At 38.0% G+C, this 23,676-nt stretch carries 21 protein-coding genes and 1 other annotated feature; of the genes, 15 read left to right on the top strand and 6 right to left on the bottom strand.

Annotated elements, in window-relative coordinates:
• The first annotated feature begins 10 nt into the window (after nucleotides 1–10).
• The 7 genes from BM137_RS04060 to BM137_RS04030 all read left to right on the top strand — a co-directional run bounded on the left by BM137_RS04060 (nucleotide 11) and on the right by BM137_RS04030 (nucleotide 7,616).
• The gene (locus BM137_RS04060) at nucleotides 11–517 is read left to right on the top strand and encodes a MarR family winged helix-turn-helix transcriptional regulator (RefSeq protein WP_092479876.1); all 507 of its coding nucleotides are present in this window, start codon (nucleotides 11–13) and stop codon (nucleotides 515–517) included.
• Nucleotides 504–2,006, top strand: a complete 1,503-nt coding sequence (locus tag BM137_RS04055) for a phytoene desaturase family protein (protein ID WP_092479875.1) — start codon at nucleotides 504–506, stop codon at nucleotides 2,004–2,006. Before BM137_RS04060 ends, BM137_RS04055 begins: the two co-directional genes overlap by 14 nt.
• 82 nt (nucleotides 2,007–2,088) lie before the next feature.
• The gene (locus BM137_RS04050) at nucleotides 2,089–2,976 is read left to right on the top strand and encodes a phytoene/squalene synthase family protein (RefSeq protein ID WP_218147493.1); all 888 of its coding nucleotides are present in this window, start codon (nucleotides 2,089–2,091) and stop codon (nucleotides 2,974–2,976) included.
• A gap of 61 nt (nucleotides 2,977–3,037) precedes the next feature.
• Nucleotides 3,038–4,540, top strand: coding sequence for a phytoene desaturase family protein (locus BM137_RS04045; protein ID WP_092479873.1), 1,503 nt, complete (start codon nucleotides 3,038–3,040; stop codon nucleotides 4,538–4,540).
• The gene (locus BM137_RS04040) at nucleotides 4,533–5,930 is read left to right on the top strand and encodes an aldehyde dehydrogenase family protein (protein ID WP_092479872.1); all 1,398 of its coding nucleotides are present in this window, start codon (nucleotides 4,533–4,535) and stop codon (nucleotides 5,928–5,930) included. Before BM137_RS04045 ends, BM137_RS04040 begins: the two co-directional genes overlap by 8 nt.
• An 11-nt stretch (nucleotides 5,931–5,941) precedes the next feature.
• Nucleotides 5,942–7,051, top strand: a complete 1,110-nt coding sequence (locus BM137_RS04035) for a glycosyltransferase family 2 protein (RefSeq protein WP_092479871.1) — start codon at nucleotides 5,942–5,944, stop codon at nucleotides 7,049–7,051.
• A gap of 16 nt (nucleotides 7,052–7,067) precedes the next feature.
• Nucleotides 7,068–7,616, top strand: a complete 549-nt coding sequence (locus tag BM137_RS04030; protein WP_177192491.1) for a glycosyl-4,4'-diaponeurosporenoate acyltransferase CrtO family protein — start codon at nucleotides 7,068–7,070, stop codon at nucleotides 7,614–7,616.
• Between the two features lie 30 nt (nucleotides 7,617–7,646).
• Here BM137_RS04030 and BM137_RS04025 read toward each other — a convergent pair whose 3' ends face one another.
• Nucleotides 7,647–8,483: a DUF72 domain-containing protein gene (locus BM137_RS04025; protein WP_092479870.1), complete on the bottom strand. Its 837-nt coding sequence runs from the start codon at nucleotides 8,481–8,483 to the stop codon at nucleotides 7,647–7,649.
• A gap of 28 nt (nucleotides 8,484–8,511) precedes the next feature.
• Nucleotides 8,512–8,958, bottom strand: a complete 447-nt coding sequence (locus BM137_RS04020) for an acyl-CoA thioesterase (RefSeq protein ID WP_092479869.1) — start codon at nucleotides 8,956–8,958, stop codon at nucleotides 8,512–8,514.
• Between the two features lie 243 nt (nucleotides 8,959–9,201).
• Nucleotides 9,202–9,430: a binding site (T-box leader), on the top strand.
• 74 nt (nucleotides 9,431–9,504) lie between these two features.
• Between BM137_RS04020 and leuS the strand changes: the two genes are divergently transcribed.
• The 4 genes from leuS to BM137_RS04000 all read left to right on the top strand — a co-directional run bounded on the left by leuS (nucleotide 9,505) and on the right by BM137_RS04000 (nucleotide 15,739).
• Complete coding sequence (gene leuS, locus BM137_RS04015) at nucleotides 9,505–11,922, top strand: leucine--tRNA ligase (protein ID WP_092479868.1); 2,418 nt, start codon at nucleotides 9,505–9,507, stop codon at nucleotides 11,920–11,922.
• A gap of 305 nt (nucleotides 11,923–12,227) precedes the next feature.
• Nucleotides 12,228–13,028, top strand: a complete 801-nt coding sequence (locus tag BM137_RS04010; protein ID WP_092479867.1) for an aldo/keto reductase — start codon at nucleotides 12,228–12,230, stop codon at nucleotides 13,026–13,028.
• A gap of 189 nt (nucleotides 13,029–13,217) precedes the next feature.
• Nucleotides 13,218–14,882, top strand: coding sequence for a putative polysaccharide biosynthesis protein (locus BM137_RS04005; protein ID WP_092479866.1), 1,665 nt, complete (start codon nucleotides 13,218–13,220; stop codon nucleotides 14,880–14,882).
• A 137-nt stretch (nucleotides 14,883–15,019) separates the two neighbouring features.
• Nucleotides 15,020–15,739, top strand: a complete 720-nt coding sequence (locus BM137_RS04000; RefSeq protein ID WP_092479865.1) for a pseudouridine synthase — start codon at nucleotides 15,020–15,022, stop codon at nucleotides 15,737–15,739.
• Between the two features lie 56 nt (nucleotides 15,740–15,795).
• Here BM137_RS04000 and BM137_RS03995 read toward each other — a convergent pair whose 3' ends face one another.
• Together BM137_RS03995 and BM137_RS03990 are read right to left on the bottom strand one after the other, a co-directional pair.
• A complete protein-coding gene (locus BM137_RS03995) occupies nucleotides 15,796–16,620 on the bottom strand; it encodes a manganese catalase (RefSeq protein ID WP_092479864.1) in 825 nt (274 codons plus the stop codon).
• A gap of 102 nt (nucleotides 16,621–16,722) precedes the next feature.
• Nucleotides 16,723–17,088: a DUF2512 family protein gene (locus tag BM137_RS03990; RefSeq protein WP_092479863.1), complete on the bottom strand. Its 366-nt coding sequence runs from the start codon at nucleotides 17,086–17,088 to the stop codon at nucleotides 16,723–16,725.
• Nucleotides 17,089–17,677: 589 nt separating this feature from the next.
• Between BM137_RS03990 and BM137_RS03985 the strand changes: the two genes are divergently transcribed.
• Together BM137_RS03985 and BM137_RS03980 are read left to right on the top strand one after the other, a co-directional pair.
• Nucleotides 17,678–18,406 (top strand): EAL domain-containing protein, encoded by a 729-nt coding sequence (locus tag BM137_RS03985; protein ID WP_092479862.1) that lies wholly within the window; start codon nucleotides 17,678–17,680, stop codon nucleotides 18,404–18,406.
• Between the two features lie 51 nt (nucleotides 18,407–18,457).
• Nucleotides 18,458–19,573 carry a GGDEF domain-containing protein gene (locus BM137_RS03980; RefSeq protein WP_092479861.1) on the top strand — a complete coding sequence of 372 codons (1,116 nt, stop codon included), beginning with the start codon at nucleotides 18,458–18,460 and terminating at the stop codon, nucleotides 19,571–19,573.
• A 37-nt stretch (nucleotides 19,574–19,610) separates the two neighbouring features.
• Here BM137_RS03980 and BM137_RS03975 read toward each other — a convergent pair whose 3' ends face one another.
• On the bottom strand, nucleotides 19,611–20,438 hold the full coding sequence (locus BM137_RS03975; RefSeq protein WP_092479860.1) for an NAD(P)H-hydrate dehydratase: 828 nt from the start codon (nucleotides 20,436–20,438) through the stop codon (nucleotides 19,611–19,613).
• A gap of 236 nt (nucleotides 20,439–20,674) precedes the next feature.
• Between BM137_RS03975 and pepV the strand changes: the two genes are divergently transcribed.
• On the top strand, nucleotides 20,675–22,075 hold the full coding sequence (gene pepV / locus BM137_RS03970; RefSeq protein WP_092479859.1) for a dipeptidase PepV: 1,401 nt from the start codon (nucleotides 20,675–20,677) through the stop codon (nucleotides 22,073–22,075).
• A 74-nt stretch (nucleotides 22,076–22,149) separates the two neighbouring features.
• Here the strand turns inward: pepV and BM137_RS03965 are convergent, their stop codons facing one another.
• Nucleotides 22,150–22,506 carry a hypothetical protein gene (locus tag BM137_RS03965; RefSeq protein WP_092479858.1) on the bottom strand — a complete coding sequence of 119 codons (357 nt, stop codon included), beginning with the start codon at nucleotides 22,504–22,506 and terminating at the stop codon, nucleotides 22,150–22,152.
• A 203-nt stretch (nucleotides 22,507–22,709) separates the two neighbouring features.
• On the opposite strand from BM137_RS03965, the gene BM137_RS03960 reads away from it, so the two are divergent.
• Nucleotides 22,710–23,495: an SDR family oxidoreductase gene (locus BM137_RS03960; protein ID WP_092479857.1), complete on the top strand. Its 786-nt coding sequence runs from the start codon at nucleotides 22,710–22,712 to the stop codon at nucleotides 23,493–23,495.
• Nucleotides 23,496–23,676: the final 181 nt, after the last annotated feature.

Here is a 23,676-nt window from a genome sequence, read left to right as displayed (position 1 = left end):
AGAGAGAAGAATGGATGAATCGATTTTTGACCGTTCACTAGAGGATCAATTGTGTTTTGAAGTCTATAAGGCTGCAAACGGACTTTCAAAACTGTACAAGCGGGCTTTAAAACCTTTTGAACTCACATTCCCTCAATACTTAGTATTGTTGGCGTTGTGGGAAGACGACAGTGTTTATGTGAAAGACATTGGTGAACGCTTAGGCATGTCTATCGGCACGCTGAATCCGATATTAAACCGTCTAGTCGACCATGGATGGATCATGAAAGAGACTTCTCCTTCTGATAAAAGAGCCATTGTAGTGACGTTGACAGAAAAATCCAGGAATGAAAAACGAGCGATTTCTCTGAGTATTTTGAAAGAAGTCATGCAATGCAATCGAATAGACGTAGATGGAGATCAACTGATAGATAATCTAAAAGAAATCAATCAAGAGCTGGATCGTACGGAACAATTAGCTCACTTGAAAAAAGTTGTTAAGACAAACATAAGCGAGGGAAAATATGAAGAAGAATAAAACAGTAAGCGTTATTGGAGCGGGAGTTGCTGGATTAGCCAGTGCTATCCGTCTTCAGCACGCGGGTTATGAGGTTACCTTATATGAAAAAGAAGGAATACCAGGCGGGAAGATGAATGTGGTCGAAAAAGACGGGTACCGTTTTGATCTAGGTCCAAGTTTGGTCATGATGCCAGAATTGTATCGAGAAGTATTCGAATTGACTGGACGGGATCCAGATGACTATATTCCAATGCAGCGTTTAGATCCTATGTATGCAGCATTTTTTGATGATGGTAAAGAGAAATTCGATGTATCTTCCGATTTAGTTTCGCTGATTAATACGATGGAAGGTATCAGTGATAAAGACGCACAAGGATTTCTTCGTTATTTAACGGATATTTATGAAAGATTTATTGTTGCTAAAGACCATTTTTTACAACGTCCTTTCCGTAACGCAAAAGATTTTTACAATCCTTCCACGATCAAGCAAGCATTGAAGTTGAAAACATTCGACAGTGCAGACCATATGATCAGCAAATACGTTAAAGATGATCGTTTAAGACAAATGCTCAGTTTCCAAACTCTTTATATTGGGTTGTCTCCGAAGAGCGGACCGTCATTGTATACTATTATTCCAATGATTGAGTTGCTTTATGGAGTATGGTTCATTAAGGGCGGAATGCATACTATGGCAGAATCTATGGAAAAACTATTTCTTGAGTTAGGAGGAAAAGTGCATTACAACTCTCCAGTTCAAGAAATACTGATTGAAAACCAAGAAGCAAAAGGGATCAGGTTAGCTGATCGTGAAGTATTGTCTGATCTTGTGATGTGTAATGCTGATTTTCCTTATGCTATGAAAAACTTGGTAAAAGATTCGAAAGCTAAAGGGAAATACACCGATAAAAAAATTGATAGTATGAAATATTCTTGTTCTTGTTTCATTCTTTATCTAGGTATGGATCGCAAGTATGAAGAAGTTTCAAATGTGCATAACTTTGTCTTTTCAAAAAATCTAGACGAAAATATAGATCAAATCTTTAGTGGAGACAAGTTGAGTGACCCGTCAATTTACTTATATATGGGTTCTAAAATAGATTCTTCTTTAGCACCAAAAGATAAAGATGGTTTATATGTGTTGATGCCGGTTCCAGAATTGTCTACAGCTAAATATGAGTGGACAGATGAAACCACTCAATATTACCGAGAGAAAGCATTGAAGTCATTAAAAAACTTGCCAGGTTTTGAGAACGTAGAACAAGAAATCGTTTCTGAATCTTACATTACACCACTGGACTTTGAATCTAAGTTCAATGCTTACAACGGAGCTTGTTTTGGTTTGCAGCCGAATTTACTGCAAAGCAACCACTTCCGTCCGCAAAGTAAAGCAAAGCAATGTGAGAACCTTTACTTTACAGGAAGCAGTACTCACCCAGGCGCTGGAGTTCCTATCGTATTGCTGTCAGCCAAAATCGCCACTGAAGAATTAATGCTTGATGACAAATAAAATTACCTATTTGATTGATGAAGACAACTTTTTGACTCCATTGATCATATGGTAAAGATTACAGCCCGGGGGGAGAAAAATAATGAGGGAGCCTATAGGAATGACCTTGCAAGAAGATTATCTCTATTGTGAAAAAATCATAAAAAAGCATTCGAAGAGCTTTTATTATGCTTTTTCAAAGTTGCCTAAAGAAAAGGCGCAAGCAATTTATGCTATTTACACTTTTTGCAGATATGCAGATGACACAGTAGATACAGTAAAAGATTCTGCAGAACAACGACTCAACATCACTAAATTGGAGAATGAATTAAAAGCATTTGAAAACGGAAATGCTGTTGATACTCCAATGTGGCGTGCACTAGCAGATGTGTTTGAACGATTTGACATGGATATTGAGCCTTTTTATGATCAGCTTAAAGGGCAAAAAATGGATATTGATTTTGTTTCTCCTGAAACTTTAGGAGACTTAGAAGAATACAGCTATTACGTTGCTGGAACGGTAGGGTTGATGTTATTGCCTATCATAGCAAAAGAAAATAAAGAAGCAGCAAAAGCAAGTGCGATTTCTTTAGGAGTAGCTATGCAGATCACAAATATATTGAGAGATGTAGGAGAAGATTGGAAGGACAACAAGCGGGTTTATTTGCCGAACCAAATTCTCTCTCAAAAAAAATTTAGTAAAGAAGACTTGATTCGTGGTCAAGTAAATGATTCGTTTATCCGCATATGGGAAAACTTAGCTCATAGAGCAGAGAGTTTATACGATTCATTTAGAAAAGAGATTCAGTTGTTTGACAAAGAAAGTCAATTGCCGGTACTGATATCAGCAGATGTTTACAGAGGAATACTGAATGCAGTCAGAAGAAATCAATACAATTGTCTGCAGACCAGAAATTATGTTTCACCATTGGAAATGAACAGAATACAACGAGAATCTAAACGCTTCTTCAATCAATTAGCAGAGGGCTAAATTCCTAAGACAATTAAGAAGAGTACAGCAGAAAAATACAACTTGCAGCGAGGGTGAAACAATGGGAAAAGAACAAAAATCAGTAGTCGTTATTGGAGGCGGGCTGGGTGGCCTTTCCGCAGCCGTTTCTTTAGCTCAAAGAGGGTTCAAAGTCTCCTTATATGAAAAAAATCATCATTTGGGTGGAAAACTGAATCGAGCTGAGCAAGATGGGTTTGGGTTTGATTTAGGGCCTTCAATACTGACTATGCCGCATATATTCGATCGTTTATTTACCGAAAGCAACCGAAAGATGGACGATTATATTCCAACCGTTCGTTTGGACCACGAATGGCGTTCTTTTTTTCCAGATGGGACGATCATCGATTTGTATGGTGACTTGGAAAAAATGGCCAAAGAAAATCCAGCTTTGAGTTCCAAGGATATGGAAGAATATGAAGAGTTTTTGGAATATGCAAAACAAATCTACGATGTGACGGAAAAAGGGTATTTTGCTGAAGGATTAGATAAAACTATGGAAGTTATTCGCCATCACGGAGTAGTAGAATCGATAAAAGGTTTTGACTTTTTCTCTTCCATGTATGATGGAATTGCTAAACGCGTCCACAATCAAAAGTTCCGAGACATGTTGGCGTATTTTATCAAATATGTTGGCTCTTCGCCCTATGATGCTCCAGCAGTTCTAAACATGATGGCCTACATGCAGCACAAACAAGGAGTATGGTATGTCCCAGGCGGTATGCATGGTATTGCCGAAGGAATTGTCAAATTGGGCAGAGAAATCGGGGTTGAATTTCATACAGGGAAAAAAGTCGTGAAATTAGTTGCCGATGAAAACAAAAAGGTATCAGCGGCTGAATTGGACGATGGAACTAGTCTAAAAGCAGATTACTTTGTTTCCAACATGGAAGTTATCCCTGCTTATGAAGAGTTGCTGGAAGAAGATGATCAGTTTGTTGAAAAATTAGAAGATAAATTTGAACCAGCTAGTTCAGGTCTAGTGCTGCACTTAGGGGTGAAAGCCGATTATCCTCAATTAGCCCACCACAACTTTTTCTTTTCGAATGATTCTCAAAAGAATTTCCAACAAGTTTTCCATGAACGTGTTTTACCTGATGATCCGACGATTTATTTGGTTAATGTAAACAAATCAGATCCAAACCAAACGTTGCCGGGGCATGAAAATATCAAAGTATTGCCTCATATACCTCATCTGCAAGAAAAACCTTTTACAAAAGAAGAGTATCTTGAGTTTCGTGAAAGAGTCCTCATTAAGCTGGAAAAAATGGGGTTGACGGATTTAAGAAAGAATATCGTAACCGAAAATATGTGGACACCGGAAGATATCAAAGAGAATTATTTGTCGCATAAAGGTGCTATTTATGGAACAGTATCTAATCGCAAAAAAAATCGCGGATTTAAACATCCTAAGCAAAGCGAACTTTATGAGAACCTTTATTTTGTTGGAGGAACAGTTAATCCAGGAGGCGGAATGCCAATGGTTACACTTAGCGGGCAACAAGTGAGAGATAAGATTGTAAAGAAGGAAGAGGGAAATGGATAATTTTAATGTAGAAGATTATCATGACTTAGTAAAAAACCAAAAGAGCTATTCTGGAAGAAACGAAAACCAGTCCTACAAAGAACGACTATATCGACTGAAACGGTTGAAAAGAATGTTGGTCGAAAAAGAAGGATCTTGGATGGAGGCACTCAATAGGGATTTAGGCAAATCTCCTATTGAGAGCTATACTTCTGAATTAGCTCTTTTATTGAATGAAATCGATACTGTCACTCAAAACTTAAACAAATGGATGAAACCGAAGAAATCGACTCATATCAGTTTAAGCGGGGTAGCTAAATCTGTTTTGCGTCCTCAGCCTTACGGTTCCATTCTCGTGTTGTCCCCTTGGAACTATCCACTTCAATTAACCTTGATGCCGGTAATAGGTACCTTAGCTGCAGGAAACAGCTGTGTGATAAAGCCTTCTGAATTTGCTTCTGCAACCGCCAAGTTATTGGCTGACTCAGTGAAAGAGTACTTTAAGCCAGAAGAAGTAACGGTAATTGAAGGAGATAGCCGTGTGGCAGAAAGCCTGTTGACGTTAGACTGGGATTTCATCTTTTTTACAGGGAGTAAACGAGTTGGAAAAATCGTTCATCAAGCAGCAGCAGAGAAGCAAATTCCAGTGGTATTGGAACTCGGAGGAAAAAATCCCTGTATCGTTGACGAGACAGGATTGTCTAAAGAAACGATCCGTCAGATCATTTGGGGGAAATTTGTGAATGCAGGACAAACATGCATTGCACCTGACACGGTTTACGTGCACGAATCGATTTACACTGATTTCTTAACAGAGGCTGCAGAATGTATTGAAGCTTTCTATGGAAAATATCCTGAACAAAGTCCGGATTATAGCCGGATCATCCATCAAGAACAGTTGAAAAAGCAAATCGGCTTTTTGAATCAAGGAACTGTCTATCATGGTGGACGTTACAATCTTGCTGAACGTTATGTTGAACCTACGATATTAATTGATTTGGCTGAAGAGAGTGCTATGATGAAAGAAGAAATATTTGGTCCGATTATGCCTGTTATTTCTTACTCCTCGATCCAAGAGCTGACGAAGGAACTCAATCAGCAACCTGTCCCATTAGCAGCTTACGTTTTTAGTGAAAATCAAGATACGATTCGTTATTTGGAGAAAGAGATTCGCAGCAGTGCATTCAGCTTGAATCAAGTGATCCGACATGCTGCACATGCTGAAATTCCGTTTGGTGGATTAAAAGAGAGCGGATTCGGGAGCTATCATGGTTTAACCAGCTTTGAAACATTCAGCTTTCAAAAAGTATTTTATGAGCAAAAGAATAGAAAGAGTCTTTCTCAACAATACCCGCCTTATCGCTCAAAACAATTGGATTTATTAAGAAAATTCCGAAAAAAACTTTTTTAGGAGGCGTTTGAGTGGTCATAGGAAGCGTATTATTTTTATGTTTTACTTGGTTGGCAGGATGGGCAGTATTTTACAAAGTTCCCTTTTTATTTAATCAATCAAAAGATCTTACGGAATACCCATCTCTTTCTATTATTATTCCTGCTCGAAACGAAGCAGAAAATTTGCCTATTTTACTAAAAACTTTGGAGCAGCAACAATTCAGACCTAAAGAAATCATCGTATCAGATGACAATTCCACAGATAGTACGATTGAAGTGGCTAAATCATATGGAGCTCAAATAATAGAGAAACAACCAAGCGACTCCTCTGTAGGAAAAGGTGCTGCTTGTTCTAGAGGAGCAGAAGCTGCTACAGGAGAATGGCTTTTGTTTATGGACGCGGATACTTATTTAGAAAGCAAAGACAGCTTGCATCATTTCATGAGGACCTTTGAAAGACAAGGGCGCAAGGGAGTTTTATCAGTTCAGCCGTATCATCAAGTGAAGTTTTTATATGAACAGATCTCCATTATTTTTAACATTATGGTATTGGCTGGAATGAACGCGTTTACGTTTTTTGGCGATCGTTTTGTCGAAGCCGGGGCTTTTGGACCTTGTTTAATGTGTACAAAAGAACAGTACGAACTAGTTGGAGGACATAAAATAATCCGAGGATCCATTATGGAAGATTTTGTCCTAGGAAAGAAATTTCAAGAATCAGGATTTCCAATCCATCTTTATGCTGGGAAAAAAGTGATTCATTTTCGTATGTATCCAGATGGAATCAAGCAGTTGATTGAGGGATGGTCAAAAAATTTTGCTACGGCCTCTCAAGCTACCAATCCAAAGGTACTGTTTTTGATTATTTGTTGGATATCTGGTGGTATTTTATCTGGAGTTTTTTTAGTTGCAACATTATTTTTTAGCATAGGTTACACCATGTTTTTTGGGGTAGCGATTTATCTTTTTTATTTGATCCAATTGAAGGTGTTTGCAGACAGGGTAGGTCAGTTCCGTTTTTCAGTATTGATAGGGTATCCTTTCCTTTTCTTTTTTTTCATTGTGCTTTTTAGCTGGTCAATGATTCAGACACACATTTTCAAAACGGTCACTTGGAAGGGCAGAAAGTTGAAAGTTTAGTTAAGGAGGAGGGAGAATGCAGTTCATTCATTTACCAAATTGGCTGACGATAGCGGTAGACATTTTTGCTTGGTACAGTATTCATTTGTCTGTTTCTTGGTTGGCTCGACGAGTCCCTGAACGATTTTTGGCCGAAAAAGCGTACTGGTTCCGGACTAGAGATTGGGAAAAAGAAGGTGAAATCTGGCAAGAAGTGTTTCGAGTTCGATCATGGAAACCCTACTTGCCTGACGGTACTAAAATCACTAAAGAAGGGTTCGATAAGACCCATCTAAAGGGTTTTGATATGGCTAGTCTGGAAAAGTTTGCTCTTGAAACCAGACGTGCCGAACTGGCTCACTGGGCTATGATTCCGCCGGCTGGTTTATTCTTTTTTTGGAATCCGGCTTGGGCAGGATGGATCATGATTGGTTATGCGGTATTATTCAATTTGCCTCTTATTTTTGTTCAACGGTATAACCGCCCGCGGTTAGAAAGAATGGTACGGAGAAAAGCTGAGCGGTCAGAAGTAAACCAGCGTATGCCTCATAAGTTGTCTCGTAAACACAAATGGGTGAGAGAGTAACCTAAAAGGAGTCTTTTAGGTGTAGAAGGATCAAAATAAATTCAGTTGTTGAGGAGCTAACCCAGAAAAGTCGATGCCTAAGATGGACTGCAATTTTTTTGCATTTTTCGCAGCATGGCCGCCGGAATTGTTGTTGAAAATAACGGCGACTTCACGACTTTCTTTTTCCAGTGTTAAAGCTATGTCAGCGAGCTGTTGGAGTTCTTTTGTGCTGTATTCATAAAGTGTTCTTTCTTCTCGCCAGTTGCGGACATTGCTGCCTTGCCAACCTTCAAAATTCCTTCCATGGAGTCGTAAAAGCGTCAACTCTGGATGAGTACTTTTTACAACTAAAGGAACACTGTTGTTTGGTGTTTGCGGCTGATCCACTACTGTATGGATAAAGTGATGCTGAGTTAAAAAGGTGAGAGTAGCTTCTTTATTTTTCTCACTGTACCAACTAGAATTGCGAAATTCGATTGCTATTGGAGCATCTTTCATCCAATTTCTGATCTTTTTTAAATACTCTTTGTTTACAGTTGTGCAACCAAAGTAAGGCGGAAATTGAAACAAAAAAGCTTTCACATGATTCTCTTTCAATAAAGGTGCGAAACGATTCAAAAAAGCTGAGAACATCGCTTCTTCACTGGGAAAATCATCGAACCAGTTTTTATGTTGAGTCATAGCCTGATAAGCTTTAGGAATAAACTGGAAAGATTCAGGTACTCTTTGATGCCAGCTAAGTATGTTTTTTTCTGGAGGGATGGCATAAAAGCTAGTGTCCATCTCCACAAAAGGAAAATGACTAGCGTAGTCTTCCAGTTTTGTTTTTCGATTTACTTCAATCAAAGGATGGTCGTTCCATCCAGTCAGACCGATAGTGATCATTGGCTTGCCTCCTAATTGTAATGATGAATCATTGCTCTAATGAATCGAAATCTTTTCCAGTATAGCGATCAAAAAGTTCAAATAATTCGGGGTCTATTTTCTTTAAAGAAACAGGCCGATTTGTCCCGCTTAAAAAACAGTGTTTGCTTTCGCCGACAGCCCGCAGTTCATTCGTTTGTTTGTCGATAACGCGATAAGAAATCTGTAAACGAATGCCATTGAATACTTCAATTTTTGGAATGATATAAACATGATCATTGTACCGGACCATGGACTTGTATTCGCAATTTACACTAAGCACAGGAACAATAATTCCGCGTTTCTCCATTTGATCGTACCCAAATCCAATCTGATCCATTAGATCAGTTCTCGCTTCCTCGAACCAGCGGATATAATTGGAATGATGAATAATGCCCATTTGATCTGTTTCATAGTATTGCGCTTTGTGTTCATATAATTGATACTGATTTTCCATTGTTGTTCCTCATTTCCAGATATTCCGTCAACTTTTTATCAAAGGTCTTTAAGTTGAGCGTCTTTCTCTATAATAGGGTATTTTAGGAGGTTTTGGCAATCATTCTACTTTAAATAAAGATAACACCTTTTGCTGTTGTTAAAAATTCTTTAACGAACTTGAGATAAGGAGGGCAGAGAAAGTCATCCCTCTTAAAAAAGCGTTGATTCTGGTGGAGTAATTTGTTAGAATAAAGCCAATAGTTAAAAGACAGTGATAAGGAATAGTAGAAATGTCCCTTTTTTAGAGAGTGCATGGGTGGTGCAAATGCATAAAGACACATTTTGAACTCGCCTTTGGAGTCGCTTTGCTGAGAAAGAATCCAAGTAAGCAAAGACGTTTCATCCGCGTTAAGGATATGATGAGGCTGTTTTAAGTTTTAAGCAGCAAAATTAGGTGGTACCACGACTGAGAATTTGAGTTCGTCCTAAAGCACAGAGAAGGAAACGACTTTGTGTTTTAGGGCGTTTTTTTTTATAATTTTTTTTTAAGAAGGAGCAAACAATCATGAGTTTCAATCATAAGACTATTGAAAAAAGATGGCAACAGTACTGGGATGAAAACAAAACATTCCGTGCAACAGAAGAATCAGATAAAAATAATTTTTACGCAATGGACATGTTTCCTTACCCGTCAGGTTCAGGACTGCATGTAGGACATCCGGAAGGGTATACTGCAACCGACATTCTTTCTCGAATGAAACGCGCGCAAGGATACAATGTATTGCATCCAATGGGATGGGACGCATTTGGGTTGCCAGCTGAACAGTATGCTTTAGATACAGGAAACGACCCGGCAGAATTTACAGCTAAAAATATCCAAACCTTCAAACGTCAAATCCAATCTCTTGGATTCAGTTTAGACTGGGATCGAGAAATCAATACAACCGATCCAGAATATTACAAATGGACTCAATGGATTTTTACAAAATTATACGAAAAAGACTTGGCTTATGAAGCTGAAGTAGCTGTAAACTGGTGCCCTGCATTAGGAACCGTTTTGGCAAATGAAGAAGTTATTGACGGTAAAAGTGAACGTGGTGGACATCCGGTCTACCGTAAACCCATGAAACAATGGATGTTGAAAATCACTGCTTATGCAGATCGTTTACTAGAAGATCTGGAATTAGTAGACTGGCCAGAAAACATCAAGGACATGCAACGCAATTGGATCGGAAAATCTGTTGGGGCAAATGTCACTTTTAGCGTAAAAGATTCTACTGAAGAGTTTACTGTTTTTACTACTAGACCGGATACACTTTTTGGAGCAACGTATGCTGTTTTGGCTCCAGAGTCAGATTTGGTTGAAAAAATCACTACACCAGAGCAAAAAGAAGCTGTTGAAGCCTACATCAAAGACAGCAGTCTGAAAAGTGATTTGGACCGTACAGATTTAAACAAAGACAAATCAGGAGTATTTACAGGAGCTTATGCCATCAATCCGGTAAACGGAAAAGAGATTCCAATCTGGATCGCAGACTATGTATTAGCTTCCTATGGAACTGGCGCTATCATGGCTGTTCCTGCACATGATCAACGCGACTGGGAATTTGCAACGAAATTTGATTTAGACATCCTTCCGGTCTTAGAAGGCGGCGACATTTCAAAAGAAGCTTTTACAGAAGACGGCATCCACATCAATTCGGAATTCTTAGATGGTCTTGGAAAAGAAGAAGCTATCGAGAAAATGAATGCTTGGTTGGAAGAAAAAGGAATCGGTAAAAAAGAAACGACGTATCGCTTGCGTGACTGGTTATTTGCTCGACAACGTTACTGGGGAGAGCCAATTCCTGTTATTCATTGGGAAGACGGTACAACTACTACTATTCCGGAAAATGAATTGCCATTGATTCTGCCTGTTACGACAGAAATCAAGCCGAGCGGAACAGGTGAGTCTCCACTTGCCAATATTACAGAGTGGGTGAATGTTGTCGATCCAGAAACCGGTAAAAAAGGAAAACGCGATACTAATACAATGCCGCAATGGGCGGGTAGTTCATGGTACCACTTGCGTTATATCGATCCGCATAACACAGAGCAATTAGCTGATCCTGAAAAACTAAAACAATGGCTTCCAGTGGATATTTATATTGGTGGAGCAGAGCATGCTGTATTGCATTTGCTGTACGCACGCTTCTGGCACAAATTCTTATACGATATCGGTGTAGTGCCAACTAAAGAACCGTACCAAAAACTGTTCAACCAAGGAATGATCCTGGGAGAAAACAACGAGAAAATGTCTAAATCAAAAGGAAATGTTGTTAATCCGGATGATGTAGTAGAAGAATACGGCGCAGATACATTGCGTGTTTATGAAATGTTCATGGGACCATTAGATGCTTCTATTGCATGGAGTGAAAATGGACTTGAGGGAAGCCGCAAGTTCTTAGACCGTGTATGGCGTTTGATCATTGATGAAGAAGATAAATTGCGTGACCGCATTACTAACTTCAACGATGGAAAACTAGACGTTGTGTATCATCAAACCGTGAAAAAAGTCACAGAAGATTTTGAAGCTTTGCGCTTTAACACTGCTATTTCTCAGTTGATGGTATTTGTCAATGAAGCGTATAAAGCTGAAGCTCTCCCTGTTGGATACATCAAAGGATTGATCCAAATGCTGGCTCCAATTGCACCTCACGTAGGAGAAGAGTTATGGCAGAGAGTGACTGGTTCAACAGAAGGGATTTCATACGAGGCATGGCCTGTATACGATGAAAAATATTTGGAAAAAGACGAAATCGAAGTTGTCTTCCAAGTTAACGGCAAATTAAGATCAAAAGTTCAAGTTTCCAAGACAATCTCAAAAGATGAGTTGGAAAAATTAGCGATGGATGATGAAAAGATCCAACAATATCTAGAAGGTAAAACGATTCGCAAAGTGATTGTAGTACCTGGGAAATTAGTCAATATTGTAGCTAACTAAACTAAGATTCAATCAAACAAACAGCTTCTGACTAAAAGATTAATATTCTTTTTTTAACAACAAATGTGCTATTATTCTTATAAAGAGTAATAGCACATTTTTTTGTTTTAAGAACTCAAATGAGTTGCTTAGGGGGGAGAAAAGTGGAAGCCGGATCCTGGTTTGCGATAGCTATCGCAGTGGCCGTTGCTATCGGTTTATTTGACGATAAAAAGAAGAAAACAAAGAAAAGAAAACGGAAGTAAAGAAAAAACAGATTGATACACTTTAGCTAGAAAGCTCCAGCCAACTAAGGAGGAGAGACAATGAAGCAACATGTGAAGATGACGACTCTGTTGAATAATGGTCAAAAGATCCCCTTGATCGGATTAGGGACATATCCATTGAAAGGAAACAGTGCCGAAACAATTGTTTATGAGGCTTTAAAGAAAGGATATCGGTTGATTGATACTGCGGCTATGTATGGAAACGAAGAAGAAGTAGGACGAGCCATTAGAAGAGCAATCAGCGAAGGTGTCCCTCGCGAAGAGATTACTATCGTTACAAAAATTTGGAAAACGGATATGGGGTTTTCAAAAACACTCAGGGCATTTGCTAAAAGTTATGAAGCTCTTAAATTAGATATGATCGATGTAGTCTTAATTCATTGGCCGGACGTTGCTAGAGAGAAAAACATCGCCACATGGAAGGCCCTTGAAGAAATCTATTACAGTGGGAAGGTAAGAGCTATTGGAGTCTCTAATTTTAGTCCAGAGCAGTTGATCGATTTATTAAAAATGGCAGATATCAAACCTATCCTGAATCAATATTCTTGCTACCCAGGACAAAGCCAAGAGCAGCTGCGTGTATTTTGCGAGAAGGAAAACATTCGGTCTATGGCATACAGTCCTATTCACCAAGGAGGCATTCTCAGCGATCAAGATATCCAACAATTAGCAGAGAAATATCAGAAAACTCCTGCACAAATTGCGTTACGATGGAACATCCAAAGAGGAGTGATACCCATTCCTAAAACGGCGAGTTCTAATCGATTGGAAGAAAATTTTGCCGTGTTCGATTTTGAACTGACAGATAAGGAAATGGCATTATTATTGGCAAAAGGCTAACTAGCTAAAAAAAGCGGAGGCAACCCTGCTTTTTGCGAGTGTAGAGAAAAGTTCTATAAAATTGTCTTTATTGCTTCAAAGTCGTTAAAAAAGAATTAAATTTAAATGAGCTGGCTTTTTAGACGTTGCATCTTATAGAGTTTATAAGTAGAATGTAAGCTAGCAAATATTTTGAGAGTAGGCTTATGAATGTCAAATGAAATGATAAATAAAAAAACAAGACATGTTGAAAGTGATACACAAAGTAAAATGTTGTCTGGTTCTGCTTGGATGTCTGCCGCTAGTATAATTTCTCGGTTGTTAGGGGCATTGTATATTGTTCCTTGGATGGCTTGGATGGGCGACAAGACAACTGCCGACGCAGCCAATGCCTTATATAATGTAGGTTATACTCCTTATGCATTATTTCTGAGTATCGCGACAGCTGGGGTACCTTCAGCAATCGCAAAGCAAGTTTCTCATTATAATTCTATTGGAGAGTACGGAATCAGCCGAGACATCTACAAAAGAGGGCTGCAAGTCATGTCCATAACCGGACTTGTTTCTGCTGTAGTGATGTTTCTGTTAGCGCCTTTTATAGCGGCCAACAGTCCAACGGCTTCAGCAGCTGATGGAACGCAAGTGATTCGTACTTTATCAGTAGCATTATTGTTGATCCCCACAATGAGTGTGACTAGAGGATACATTCAAGGGTATCAAACGATGGCTCCTTCAGCTATTTCACAAGTTCTTGAACAAATCGTACGAGTTATATTCATGCTGGCTTCTGTGTTCTTGATTCGTCAAGTGTTTGACGGTTCTGTAGTAGATGCTGTTTCAATGTCTACATTTGGTGCTTTTGTGGGAGCTTTAGCGAGTATGGCGTATTTAGTTTATGTCGTATGGAAAAAACAACTTAGTACAAAAGAAGCTGCAGCACAAAGTCCGAATAACGTGACAGTATCTACCAATCAAATATTATTATCGATTGTGAAGACCGCCATTCCGTTTATTATTATTGGAGCTGGAATTACCATTGCCCAGTTGATTGATCAATTTACATATGATCCAATCATGAAGAGCGTCAGTGACTATACTCCACTTCAAATTCAACGGACATACGGAGTAGCTGCTGCGAATGCCCATAAATTGATCATGATCGTCCTTTCCTTTGGAAGCTCAATGGCTATTACATCAGTACCGTTGATCAGCAGTTTGATGGCTAAAAAAGATCATAAAGGATTAAGCAGACAGTTCAATAACAGTATCCAATTACTGTTGCTGATCATTATTCCGGCATCAATAGGGATGGCTGCGGTCGCTGAACCTTTATATACAGTGTTTTACCAGCATGATGATTTCGGTACTAGTATCACTCAATGGTCTTCAATCATGACGATTTTCTTAGGTTTATATACAGTCGTCAGTATTATGATCATGTCTGCGAACCGACCAAGAGCAGCAATGAACGGGTTGTTTTTTGGGATGATCATTAAATTGATTTTACAGTATCCTTTGATAGATTATTTCCAAACACATGGAATGATCATGTCTACTATTGTGGGATTTGGGGTTTCTTCTTTGTTTATCATTCGTGCAATGTATGAAACAGAACCTTTCGATTTAGGCTTATTGGCTCGAAGAACGCTATTGATCACAATCTTTTCTTTAATCATGGCTGTTGCGGCTGTAGGGATCAAAGAATTTATGTATCTATTTATTCCTGTAAGCGATAGATTCTTGGCACTACTAATTGTACTGGTAGTAGCTTTCGTTGGGGTAGTAATCTATGGCTACTTGATTTTGAAGTCTAAATTGGCTGACAAAGTAGTCGGGTCTAAAGCTGCATCATTAAGAAATAAACTGAAGATCTAATTTTTTTGCACCACCAAACACATTTTTATTTCGATTGAAGAGAGTTGGGAGTAAAATCCTAGTTCTCTTTTTTATTTTTCCTATACCTGTATAATAGGTATGGAGAATCAAGAGAACGAATAGAAAGGAAAACTATGATGAGATTAGATAAATTATTATCCCATAGTGGATTTGGAACAAGGAAAGAAGTAAAAAACTTATTGAAGAAAAAAGGTGTGACAGTCAACGGGGAAGTACAAAAAGAAGGCAAGTTTCAAATTGACTTAGAAAAAGATCGTGTAGAAGTCTTCGGTGAAGAAGTCAGTTACCAAGAGTTTGTCTATTTTATGCTGCACAAACCACAAGGTGTGATCAGTGCGACTACGGATAATTTGCACGAAACAGTGATTGATCTGTTGCAGCCCCATGACCAGCTTCAAGAACCCTTTCCAGTCGGCAGATTAGATATCGACACAGAGGGTTTGTTGCTATTAACGAATGATGGAGCTTTAGCACATGAATTGCTGTCACCCAAAAAACATGTTAACAAAGTATATGAGGCAGAAATCAAAGGCGTCGTAACAAAAGAGGATGTTATTGCTTTTGAAAAAGGAATTTCTTTAGATGATGGTTATGTATGTAAACCAGCTGTTTTAGACATCATAGAAACCAATGAGAATGAAGGGACATCTTGGATCAAAGTTACGATCCAAGAAGGGAAATTCCATCAAGTCAAGCGTATGTTTGAAGCTGTGGGAAAAGAAGTCGTGTATTTAAAACGTCTATCAATGGGTCCGTTAATCTTAGACGAAGAGCTGCCTTTGGGTGAATATAGACCGTTAACACTCGAGGAAATTGAACAATTAAAGAATAGATGAAAATGAAACGAATAAAAGCCTGAGCATATAATGCTCAGGCTTTTTGTGTGTTTAAATTACATTTTATCCATTGGTGTTGAGTTGTGCAAGCTTGGTGGTGCAGGCTTTAAGATTGGTTTATCTGCAAAAGCAACAGGTGTGCTTTCATAACGGAATTCACGACCATCAGCTGCTTTTTTACCTTCAACCATTGACTTACTTTCTTCTCCTTCAGAGAAGTTATATAGAATGTTATTGACTTCTTTAACTTCCCAATCAGCAGGAACATCGTAAGGAACGACAATACCTTCTCTGTCTTCGATTTCTTTTGCTGCTTCGATCCATTGCAATTGATGCATCGTATCTCTAGCCAGCAAGAAGCCAAGCATGTCACGAACACCTGGATCATCTGTCATATGGTACAGACGTGACACCTGCAGACGACCTTGTGATTCAGCGTTGATATTTGCACGCAAATCTGCTAATAGGTTACCGCTGGAAATAATATAGTTACCGTTCCAAGGGACACCTACAGAGTCTTTAGGTGCTGCACCTAGACCATTAACAATAGCATGTTGCGGATTCATTCCGCCCATAATAGCTGCTACCGCCGGGTCACTCTTATACGCATTCTCTTGAGCATCTACTGGAGCATCGTCTAGTAATTGAGCAATCATAGTAGCGATCATTTCAATATGTCCAATTTCTTCAGTACCCGTGTCTAACAACATATCTTTGAATTTTTCATTTCCGCGTGTGTTCCAGCCTTGGAACAAGTATTGATTCATTACAGACATTTCACCGTATTGTCCGCCCAGAATCTCTTGCAGTTTTTTTGCCATCAATGGATCTGGTTTACTCGGTTTTGCATGGTATTGCAGCTTTTTAGTGTGTGTAAACATAAAAGCTATCTTCCTTTCTTTATTCTTTAGTATTGGGGTGTTTTAAAGTCAAAAAAGTTTATTTTTTTCACCATTCTTGTTGTTGTATGCTGCCTAAACTGTTTATTTCATTTTTCTTTCATCAGGAACTACATTATTTCTCAACAACCATTTATGGAAGAACCATTCTCCTACACCAATCAATAGAGCAGGAATCAGAACTTTCATCCAAAGGTCATTTGTGTAATCCATAGTTGTCAGGTAAATACATAAGACAAGAGCGGCTGCTCCAGAGTCAGCGATTGTAGCCGCTACGTTGCCGATTTTTCTTAAAATCACTAAATCACCTAGTACGTAGATTAATGCTACTATGATTACACCAACGATTGTGGAGTCTAAAAAGGAAACATCATATAGACCAGTTAATACTATCCATACAATTGCCCAAATCATCAGGGCTTTTATAACTAGAGCTTTTACATGTTTGATAGTGAATCACTCCTTATATGGTATTAAAAAAGTTGCCAATGTCCATAGGAGAACTAACGCAATTGAGCAACTAAGTGAAATGTGAACAAAATAAAACTTTTCTCCAACAACGCAAGAATAGCACCATTTATTTTATACTTCAAAAATTTTGTCTTGAAAAAAGAAAAGAGTTGGATGAAATGATAAAAATTCTTTCAATAGCCAATTTTTTTGTGAACAAAGCTGTCAATTAAATAAGGAAAAATGTATTTTAAGCATGAAAAGCAGTAGCTTTTAAAGGTTGCATGTGTTAAAAAATAGAAGGACAAAAAATAGTAACCGAAAAATAAATGGAATAAAATCGTCTGCGAGAACAAAGTGCATCAAAAAAGGTTTCAGCTGCTTTTATGCTATAATTTTTTTTAACGGCACTATTTCTAAGAAGAAAATGGATTAAATTGATCTCTTTTTTATAGATTAATCAGGACTTTAGTCGATTGTAGTTTTAGTTTTTGTATTCACGTAAGAAAGGACAAAGAAAATAAAACATCAAATAAGATTATTTTTATTGAATAAGTACCGACTAAAGGAGTAAGAAAGGAGATGAAATATGTCATCAGTATGTTTGCAACTTTATTATCAGCCTAAAATCGATGTCTTTGCAAATGAAATCGTTGGTTACGAAATTTTATTGCGCAATAAAGATCATCTACCTTACTATCCTGCAGCAAAAATGGAAAAAATTTACCACAACAGAGAAAAACATTCTCATTTTTTAGTGTGGTTAAAAAAAGAATTAACGAGAGTGCTTCAGGAGTATCCTTCAAATTCTTTGTCGGTTAATTTTTCGCCAAGACAGCTGCTATATCCTGAAACGAAACAATTTTTTAGTGAAATGAGAAAGTTTTGCGACCAATTGATCGTGGAGATAACAGAAGATCCCATTCTTTTAGATATAACCGAAGAAATTAGCGGAAAAACTATTGAAGAAAGCGTTATTTCTGCCTTAGCGTTTATCAAGAATCAAGGTTATGAAATCGCGTTAGATGATGTCGGTACAGGCCAAAACTCTTTTGAACGTGCTTTAGAATATGTACCTTATTTGAGCCAAATAAAATTTTCGATCGTTAAATGCTTGAAATACAATGCTTCGTTGGAGATGATTGCTTACTTTCTAAAAGCTTGGCATCAGTTTGCCAGAGAAAATCATTTAGATATTGTTATAGAAGGTATTGAGGATCAAGAGATGAGTATGAAATTAGCCGACAATGGCATGCTGTTACAGCAAGGCTATTATTTTGGGAAGCCCGCTAGTGAAAAAAATTTGCAAAGTAGCTAAAAGTCAATTGTAGTTGTAAAGGATTAAGAGAAAGGGCCAAAAGAGAAAGTTATGCTATCAAGAATTTTATTGAGTGCAGTTGCAAATGTTGCGATATTAACGTTAGTTTCATATATATTTATCAAAATAATTCCTAAAAAGAGAACCTATGCTTTAACGGGGTGGCAAAAAATATTACTTATTTTCATTGCGAGCATAACATCTTTTATCTTAATGTCTTTTTCAGTTGATCTGCCACAACAAGTAAAGATAGATATGCGCTATAATGCAATGATTTTGTTGTTGTATTATATTGGACCTGCTACTTTTATACCTGCTGCTCTTATAACAGCATTTTTAAGACTTAGTTGGGGGATTTCGGATGCAGCTGTTTATACGTTCATTCTTTATATTATATTAAGTGTTTTAATGCCTTTACTCAACAAATGGATTTCTAAACGTTTTAATAGTTACACCGTTGGTTTAACATTAAATTTCTGTTATGTGCTTGGACATGGTGTGGTCTTATATTTTGTTTATCACGACTGGAATTATGTTATTGCTACATCATTTTTTAATTTTTTGTTTTCTAGTTGTTGTTTGTTGTTGAATATAATGTTTATAGAAGATATGCGAATAAATGTCCGCCTCTATTTAGACGAGATAGAACGAGCTAAAAGTGATTATTTAACTGGATTATACAACAAAAGAGAATTCAGTTACTATTGGACGGAAATTGAAAATGATTCAACTATTACCCATACAGCTTTATTAATGTTGGATATTGATCATTTCAAATGTATCAACGATCAATATGGTCATTTGAATGGAGATATAATCTTACGTCAAGTCGCATCACTATTACATGTGGAAGATATTGAACACGAACAGATCTACCGAGTTGGAGGAGAAGAGTTTTGCATTGTATTGAAAAATAAAAGTTTTTCCCAGCAAATGGCCATAGCTGAGAAAATACGTCAAACGGTAGAAAATAATCCTTTTAAACTTGAAAATCATCAAACTATTCATTTAACAGTTTCTGTAGGAATGGCCACTTCTTATAAAGTCAAAGATATGAAAAATCTGTATCGATTAGCTGATCGTGCTTTGTACCAAGCAAAAGAACGAGGCAGAAATCAACTCGTTGTGTTAGATTTGGCAGAACGGGAATTAAAAAGAATCCTATAACCCTCTTTCTAAGAGTTAGTTATAGGATTCTTTTTTACTATGAAAGAGAGTAAGCTTTCATAGTAGAAGGGATGTGCTCGATAATTTGTGTCGGCAAAACAACATACTGTTTTGCGGCTAGTTCGTCACCGATTTTACTGTGCAGAAAGACGGCTGATAGAACAGCTCTTTCTTTATCTTCAAATTGAGCTGTAAATCCGGCTATCATACCTGCTAAAGTATCTCCCATTCCTCCAGTGGCCATCGCCGGATTTCCCACAGTGTTTTTCCATACTGCATCTTCTACATAAACTTCTGTACGATTTGATTTTAATACGATCGTGCCGCCAATTTTCTGCTGTATTTTTGTATTGGCATTAGGTTCTTGCTGCGACACAGCTAGACCGGAAAGTTTTTCCCATTCTCCTAAATGAGGAGTATAAACAGCTTGAGTTTTGGGATAAGGTAAATCATATTCTGCCATCAAGCTGATTGCACTGCCGTCAATAATAGTCTGCTGCTGCTCTGTTACAGTAGAAAATACAGCAGTTAAAAGGATGAATGCTTCTTCTGATAAGCCTAAACCTGGCCCAATAGCAATGACATCCATTTTTTTCACTTGTTCGGTGACTTTTTCTACATCAGCGCTATCTATCGCCATTGCTTCTGGGAGCCTAGAATGTAGAGCAGCATGATTAGTTTTATGAGTAGCTACTGTGACTAGACCTGCGCCGCTGTAAACAGCTGCACTGGCTGTTAAAATTGCAGCGCCTCCCATGTCTGCATCTCCACCGATGACGAGAACTTTGCCATAAGTTCCTTTATAACTATCGTCACTTCTTTTTGCAATAGTGTCTTTTACTAATTCTTCTGTGATAGGTTGCATTTTTTTATCCCCCTTCTATTAGTCTTTTTCATTATAAAAGTTTTCATCTGATTAATCTAAAAGGATACACTAAATAAAAAAACTTCTTTTCCTACAGAATCGTTTGCAGGATAGAAAACAAGCAAGTAAGTGTTGATAGACTTCTATGTATTTCACACGAAAATTTTATCTCTAGATTGGTAAGTCACGCCAAAAGTGATAGAATAGAATTGTTATTGATGAGAGGAGAATGTGATATGGCAATTGATTGGAAAAAAGAAGCAGCAGCTCGCAAAGATGACTTCTTAAATGACTTAGTGGATTTACTAAAAATCGACAGTGTGCGTGATGACAGCAAAGCTACGGAAGATGCACCTGTTGGTCCAGGACCCAAAAAAGCGTTGGAAGCTTTTCTAGCATTAGGAGAAAAGGATGGTTTCGTCACTAAAAATACGGGGAATATAGCTGGACATATAGAGTATGGAGAAGGCGACGAAACTATGGGAGTGCTGGTCCATGTAGATGTAGTGCCTCCTGGCAATGGCTGGGAAACAGATCCTTTTGATCCAGTGATCAAAGATGGCCGTATTTATGCTCGTGGTTCAAGTGACGATAAAGGTCCTGGAATGGCAGCTTACTATGCTATTAAAATGATCAAAGAAATGAACTTGCCGATTTCGAAAAGAATTCGTTTCATTATTGGAACGGATGAAGAAAGCGGTTGGCAATGTATGGATCATTATCTGGCTGTGGAAGAAACACCAGATTTTGGTTTCTCACCAGATGCGAATTTCCCAATCATCAACGGAGAAAAAGGAAACGTATCTTTATACGTGAATACAAAAGGAACAACTACAGGCGGGAAAAATGAGTTGATCAGTTTTGATGCAGGTTTGCGTGAAAATATGGTTCCTCGTGATGCAGTAGCTGTCTTTAATAGTGAAGAAGCAGAAGTCATCGAAAAAGCTTTTTACGACTATGTAGAAGCTGCGCCGATTACTGGAACAGTCAATGTAGAAGGCGAAAAAGTAACGATTGAAGTTGTTGGGAAATCAGCTCACGGGATGGAGCCTCGTGGTGGAGTGAATGGGGGGACTTACTTAGCAACCTTTTTAAGTAATTTCAGCTTTGGCGGAGACGCACAACAGTACCTTCAATTGATCTCAGAATATATCCATGAAGACTCAAGAGCGGAAAGCTTAGGCTTGAATTTCACTGATGAGATCATGGGAGACTTGACTATGAACGCTGGAGTATTCACTTTTACACCAGAAACTGGAGGAGTCATTGCATTAAACTTCCGTTATCCACGTGGAATGAATGTGGAATCTATGGAGATCCAATTAGAAAACAAATTATCTGAGTTTGGCGTAACGATCAGCCGCGGCGGAGTAAAAGAGCCTCACTATGTGCCGGCAGACGATCCATTGGTAAAAACGTTATTGGATGTCTACTCTAAACATACTGGTTTAGAAGCGCACGAGCAATCTATCGGCGGCGGAACTTATGGACGTCTAATGAAACGCGGCGTAGCTTATGGAGCAATGTTCCCGGACAGTATCGATACGATGCACCAAGTGAATGAGTTTATGTCTATCCAAAACTTGATGGACGCTATGGCCATTTACGCTGAAGCAATTTATGAATTAGTAAAATAATCGCATTGAAAAAAAATTTTCGGCAAAAGAACCGCTCATCCAAATTTGGATGAGCGGTTCTTTTGGTGATGAGCTTAGAAAGAAACGGCCTTTTTTTCATCATGTTGCTTTTTATAAATAGTATATAATTGCGCTAATACTAAAGGGTCTTTAATGGTCGTATCTAAAAAATACAGAATAGCATCTATGACTTTAGTGTCTTTGTTCTGTTCGATCATATCTTTCAATACAAAATTATAGACGTATAAATTATCTAACATCCGATGGTAATCTTCAATAAACAGTCTTAAATTAGAGCTGTCTTGCAGCGCTTCTTTTGTAAGAACGTTTTTCTTGTGAAGAGTTAAAAAGTACTCTTCTTTAGTTATTGTTAGTTTTTTCACAATAGTTTCTATCTCACGAGTTTCTTCTGCAGTCAGATTTAAGTTCATTTGAAAGACTCCTATTAATTTTATTTTTTTTGCAGTTAGAAAATGCAACAAAATGAAGGATAGGTAAAGGTGTACGCCACTATCTTAAAAAAATGTTAACAAATTCCAGGTAGGAGATGCAGGTGCAAATTTATTTCTTTTAGCCAATTAATGTTATAATTTACGCAAATGCTTGTTGAAAATAAAATTTGAGGAGGAGAACAATGGATTTAGGGTTAACCAATAAAGTTGTATTAGTAGTAGCTTCTAGTAAAGGATTAGGAAAAGCGGTAGCGAAAGAATTGGCAAAAGAAGGTGCCAACGTCATGCTGACAAGCCGTTCAGCAGAAAGTTTAAAAAAAGCAGCAGAAGAGATCCAAGAGGAAGCTAAAGGGAAAATCGCCTATTTTCCAGCGGATATCACAAAACCTGAAGATATCAAATCATTGGTCAAGGAGACCAGAGAAAAATTAGGCAAAATTGATGTTTTAGTCAATAATGCCGGCGGGCCTCCTTCTGGAAACTTTCTGGATTTTAATGATGAAGATTGGGAAAAAGCTTTTCAATTGAACTTATTTAGTTACATCCGTTTGATCCGAGAAGTACTACCTGATCTGAAACAAGAGGGCGGGAAAATCTTGAATATTGCTTCTTCTTCGGTAAAAGCGGTCTTGCCGAATCTGATTTTGTCTAATACATTTCGTAACGGCATCAATGGCTTAAGCAAGTCGCTAGCTATTGAATTAGCACCGGATAAGATATTAGTGAATACAATCGGACCAGGAAGAATTGCCACAGATAGAATCCAAGAGTTAGACCAAGCAAAAGCAGAAGCTCAAAATCGCTCGTTAGAGGAAGTCACAGAAGAATCAGAAAAGTCGATTCCGGCAGGTCGCTATGGGGAACCGGAAGAATTTGCTAAAGCAGCTGTATTCTTAGTTTCCGGAGCTAATACTTATGTTACAGGCCAGTCTCTTTTAGTGGATGGCGGAATGGTTACAGCTATTTGATGATGTAAAGCCAGCTAAGGGAAATTCTCTTAGCTGGCTTTTTTATAGATGAAAGACTGGTGTAGAGAGTCCACTTCAACTAAGCGGTGAACGAACATTTCTCCTAAAGATAAATTTCATCTTCTTTCTGATTTATTTTTCAATAAAGAAGGACTTTAGCAAATGATTATTTTATAATGAG

The sequence above is a fragment of the Desemzia incerta genome, assembly GCF_900115825.1.
GTDB lineage: Bacteria > Bacillota > Bacilli > Lactobacillales > Carnobacteriaceae > Desemzia > Desemzia incerta.
The sequence above is the reverse complement of the archived record's forward strand: the minus strand, read 5'-3'. Positions and strand labels throughout refer to the sequence as shown.

Excerpts from the sequence above, each read along its gene's own strand:
- BM137_RS04020 (WP_092479869.1), bottom strand. The coding sequence starts at position 8,958 with ATGGAAAATCAGTATCAATTATATGAACACAAAGCGCAATACTATGAA.
- pepV (WP_092479859.1), top strand. The coding sequence starts at position 20,675 with ATGGCAATTGATTGGAAAAAAGAAGCAGCAGCTCGCAAAGATGACTTC.
- BM137_RS04030 (WP_177192491.1), top strand. The coding sequence starts at position 7,068 with ATGCAGTTCATTCATTTACCAAATTGGCTGACGATAGCGGTAGACATT.
- BM137_RS03960 (WP_092479857.1), top strand. The coding sequence starts at position 22,710 with ATGGATTTAGGGTTAACCAATAAAGTTGTATTAGTAGTAGCTTCTAGT.
- BM137_RS04045 (WP_092479873.1), top strand. The coding sequence starts at position 3,038 with ATGGGAAAAGAACAAAAATCAGTAGTCGTTATTGGAGGCGGGCTGGGT.
- BM137_RS04000 (WP_092479865.1), top strand. The coding sequence starts at position 15,020 with ATGAGATTAGATAAATTATTATCCCATAGTGGATTTGGAACAAGGAAA.
- leuS (WP_092479868.1), top strand. The coding sequence starts at position 9,505 with ATGAGTTTCAATCATAAGACTATTGAAAAAAGATGGCAACAGTACTGG.
- BM137_RS04060 (WP_092479876.1), top strand. The coding sequence starts at position 11 with ATGGATGAATCGATTTTTGACCGTTCACTAGAGGATCAATTGTGTTTT.
- BM137_RS03975 (WP_092479860.1), bottom strand. The coding sequence starts at position 20,438 with ATGCAACCTATCACAGAAGAATTAGTAAAAGACACTATTGCAAAAAGA.
- BM137_RS03995 (WP_092479864.1), bottom strand. The coding sequence starts at position 16,620 with ATGTTTACACACACTAAAAAGCTGCAATACCATGCAAAACCGAGTAAA.
- BM137_RS04025 (WP_092479870.1), bottom strand. The coding sequence starts at position 8,483 with ATGATCACTATCGGTCTGACTGGATGGAACGACCATCCTTTGATTGAA.
- BM137_RS04005 (WP_092479866.1), top strand. The coding sequence starts at position 13,218 with ATGTCAAATGAAATGATAAATAAAAAAACAAGACATGTTGAAAGTGAT.
- BM137_RS04050 (WP_218147493.1), top strand. The coding sequence starts at position 2,089 with ATGAGGGAGCCTATAGGAATGACCTTGCAAGAAGATTATCTCTATTGT.
- BM137_RS03980 (WP_092479861.1), top strand. The coding sequence starts at position 18,458 with ATGCTATCAAGAATTTTATTGAGTGCAGTTGCAAATGTTGCGATATTA.
- BM137_RS03965 (WP_092479858.1), bottom strand. The coding sequence starts at position 22,506 with ATGAACTTAAATCTGACTGCAGAAGAAACTCGTGAGATAGAAACTATT.
- BM137_RS04010 (WP_092479867.1), top strand. The coding sequence starts at position 12,228 with ATGAAGCAACATGTGAAGATGACGACTCTGTTGAATAATGGTCAAAAG.
- BM137_RS04055 (WP_092479875.1), top strand. The coding sequence starts at position 504 with ATGAAGAAGAATAAAACAGTAAGCGTTATTGGAGCGGGAGTTGCTGGA.
- BM137_RS04040 (WP_092479872.1), top strand. The coding sequence starts at position 4,533 with ATGGATAATTTTAATGTAGAAGATTATCATGACTTAGTAAAAAACCAA.
- BM137_RS03985 (WP_092479862.1), top strand. The coding sequence starts at position 17,678 with ATGTCATCAGTATGTTTGCAACTTTATTATCAGCCTAAAATCGATGTC.